The 2,916-nt window shown below is 62.7% G+C and carries 3 protein-coding genes and 1 pseudogene; 3 read left to right on the top strand and 1 reads right to left on the bottom strand.

Annotated features, from left to right (window positions below):
- Window position 1: 1 nt before the first annotated feature.
- The gene (locus L0G76_RS15295) at window positions 2-1,213 is read right to left on the bottom strand and encodes an ABC transporter permease (RefSeq protein WP_304357997.1); all 1,212 of its coding nucleotides are present in this window, start codon (window positions 1,211-1,213) and stop codon (window positions 2-4) included.
- A 90-nt stretch (window positions 1,214-1,303) separates the two neighbouring features.
- Between L0G76_RS15295 and L0G76_RS15300 the strand changes: the two genes are divergently transcribed.
- The 3 genes and pseudogenes from L0G76_RS15300 to L0G76_RS15310 all read left to right on the top strand — a co-directional run.
- Window positions 1,304-1,906, top strand: a complete 603-nt coding sequence (locus L0G76_RS15300; RefSeq protein WP_304357998.1) for a TetR/AcrR family transcriptional regulator — start codon at window positions 1,304-1,306, stop codon at window positions 1,904-1,906.
- Between the two features lie 130 nt (window positions 1,907-2,036).
- Window positions 2,037-2,654, top strand: coding sequence for a TetR/AcrR family transcriptional regulator (locus tag L0G76_RS15305; RefSeq protein ID WP_304357999.1), 618 nt, complete (start codon window positions 2,037-2,039; stop codon window positions 2,652-2,654).
- A gap of 77 nt (window positions 2,655-2,731) precedes the next feature.
- A pseudogene (locus tag L0G76_RS15310) lies at window positions 2,732-2,916 on the top strand (metal-dependent hydrolase family protein); the annotation flags it as partial.

The following is a 2,916-nucleotide window of genomic DNA, read 5'->3' on the forward strand; positions in this document are numbered from 1 at the left end:
ATCACCCCGCGGCAGTGCGCTTCTGCGAATGCGCCTTGAGGTGGCCGATGAGCATGAGGACGATGCCCAAGGTGAGCCAGCCAATGAGCACCCACCATTGCATCGCCATGGGCGCATCCGGGAAGTACGACAGATCGCGCAACAGGGTCCCCGATGCGCCGGGAACGAAGAACTGGCCGATGTCTCCCCAGGGTCCTGCGAGGAACTCCTTCGGTGCTTGGAGTGAGGAGATCGGGTTGCCGATGAACATTGTGAGCACCGCGCCGATCGCGATTCCTGCCGGGCCGACGAGTGAGACGAAACCATTGATGAGCCCGGCCGTCGCCGCCACTGCCAGTCCTGCGGCCACCACGTTGAGCCCGAAGTTGCCCTGCAGAATGCCGAACCAGGACTGCAGGATGAGGGTGAGGGCGAGTCCGCCGATCGCGCCGTAGGTGAGGACCGCGACGGCACGCATGCGCCGAGAGTGGACGATCATGCTGGTGAGCACACCGCCGACGATTCCACCGATGGTCAGCGGCAGTCCCGCGATCGCCAGGCCGGCCCCGGTGGGATCGTCCTCGTTCAACGGCACGACGTCGGTGACCGTGACCTCGGGCACCTCCATCGCCGAGGTGTCAAGAGCCTGAGCCCGATCACCCGGGTTGGTCTGTGGCTGGCCCGGATCGGCCTGTGGGCCGTCGGGGCCCCGAGCAGAGGATTTGAGCGCCTCCTGCATCTGCTTCATCCCGTCCTGCATTCCCGCGATCGCCTTTTTGTCGATCTGCTGCTGCATCTGGGTGCCGATGGCCTCGAGCTGCTGGGCCACAGCGGGGGAGGCAGCAGTCGAGGTGAGGATCTCCGGCTCGTCGCCGAGAACGAATGCACCGTAGACCTCACGTTGCCGGATCAGCTGCTGCGCCTCGGCGCGGGAATCGACCTCCTGGAGGTCGAGCATGCCGTTCGGCGCATTCTCAGCGATCTGATCGACCTGTTCCTGATCGCCGACGGCGGCGATCGGCAGATCTCTGGGATCGGACGTGACTGTGGGCCAGCTGAACGCAAGCAGGATGACACTGACGATGGCTGCGGCGAAGACAGCAGCGAGCAGGGCCTGTTTGATGCTGGGCTTGCCCGCAGGCTTCTCAGCATCGGCAGTGTTTGCCACCTGGTCGTCTGCATTGCCGTTTCGGTCCCGTGGGACGTCCGCGCTGCTGAGGATCTTCGTTGGCATTGCTGTCCAATCATCGAAAACGAATACCCGTTCTTTTTACTCCTTCGGGTACGATATATCAAGAATGAGCATTCGTTTTTTGGAGGATCGGTGCCGAAGGTCACAGACGAACACAGGGAGGCCATGCGTACGCGGATCCAAGATGCCGCGCTCTCTTGCTTCACCCGCAAGGGGTTTGCGGGAGCCTCCATGGCCGACATCATCAAGGAGGCAGACCTGTCCGCCGGGGCCGTCTACGTCTACTACTCGTCGAAGGCAGAGCTCACCCTCGATGCCGGAAAGCGAATCATGGAGCAGCGCGCGGCCGAGCTGAAGGATTTCGACACGGCCGCCGAAGTTCCGCCCCCGGATCGGGTTTTTCCCGCGCTCCTGAATTCGATTCTCGACGACAACCCCTTTGCTCCGCTGCTGCTTCAGGTGTGGGCAGAAGCCTCACATACCCCCGATTTCGCCACGATCGCTGCCGAGATCTACAGCGATCTCACCGGACGCTTCGAGGCCTACCTGAGTCTGTACTTCCATCGTGAGGCCGGACTGGACGAAGCCGCCGCACATGCGAAGGCTCATCAGATCGCTCCCGCAGTCCTTGCGGTGATGCAGGGCTCGATCGTCCAGACGGCAATATTCGGCACAGAATCGCGAGCCCGGATCACGAGCTCCATCGAGGAGCTGCTGGCCGGTCTTGCGGGCTGAGGTGATGATCTGGGGTCACCTGAGATGCTGATCCGGTTCCCTGCGGCCACTCCCACAGGCATGTTCGCCGGTAGATACGAAACGGAACGTTCTGTTGCATGCACGTGGAGGCTTGTGCAATTATGCGTCTATGACGCAAGCCACATCGAAGGGCCGACCGCTCGATGACGAGCTGACCGGGCGAGTCCTCAACGAGGTGCGAGTCGCGCTGGAGATCAACGGCTTCGTCAACCTGCGCATCGAGAAGATCGCTGGAGCCGTCGGATGCAGCAAGACCGCGATCTACCGTCGTTGGCCGAGCAAGGCCGAGTTGGTCGCGGCGGCCGTCCTGGACGGCATCGATCCCGGCGACGCTCCGGATACCGGCGATATCGTCGACGATCTGGTCGAACACGCCTGGCAACACCTGACGAACTTCCGCCGGGACCGCCCCGTTCGAGGCGATGGCTCACAGGGCGGCAGCAGAAACGGCATCCTCTTGTCGCTGTTCGACGTTGAAGTCATGCCGCTGATCTCGGAACGCTATATGAAACAGCGTCATGCGCAGGGCCGCGAAATCCTCCAGCGGGCAGTCACTCGGGGCCAGATCAGGAGCGACGTCGATCAGGACCTCACTCTCGACGCGATCGCCGGATTCACACTCTTCAGGCTGTCCATCAAACCGGATGCGAAGGCCAGCAGCGACGCAGATGTCAAGGACTCCTACCGCCGGCTCGTGCGGTCATTGCTGAACCTCGAGAACCCATAGACCTCCCCACTTCCCAATAGCCCCCTCCACTTCCCAATCGGCTCCTTCACCGCCCGATGAAAGGATCATCGCCACTCATGTCGACCGCCTATCTGCCCACCACGAATCACGGTTCCGAGCACATCATCCTGCGCGGAGCCGCCCTCATCGACGGCAACGGCGGTGACCCCGTCGCCGGCTCCGAGATCGAAATCAAGGACGGTCGCATCGTCTATGTCGGCGTGCAGCGCAACGGGGAGGCCGCCTCGGCGGGGGAGTCGAA

This window comes from Brevibacterium picturae (genome assembly GCF_030453725.1).
Classification (GTDB): Bacteria; Actinomycetota; Actinomycetes; order Actinomycetales; family Brevibacteriaceae; genus Brevibacterium; species Brevibacterium sandarakinum_A.

Bases quoted from the DNA above. Each gene is read 5' to 3' on its own strand.
- L0G76_RS15295 (WP_304357997.1), bottom strand. From the start codon at position 1,213: ATGCCAACGAAGATCCTCAGCAGCGCGGACGTCCCACGGGACCGAAAC.
- L0G76_RS15305 (WP_304357999.1), top strand. From the start codon at position 2,037: ATGACGCAAGCCACATCGAAGGGCCGACCGCTCGATGACGAGCTGACC.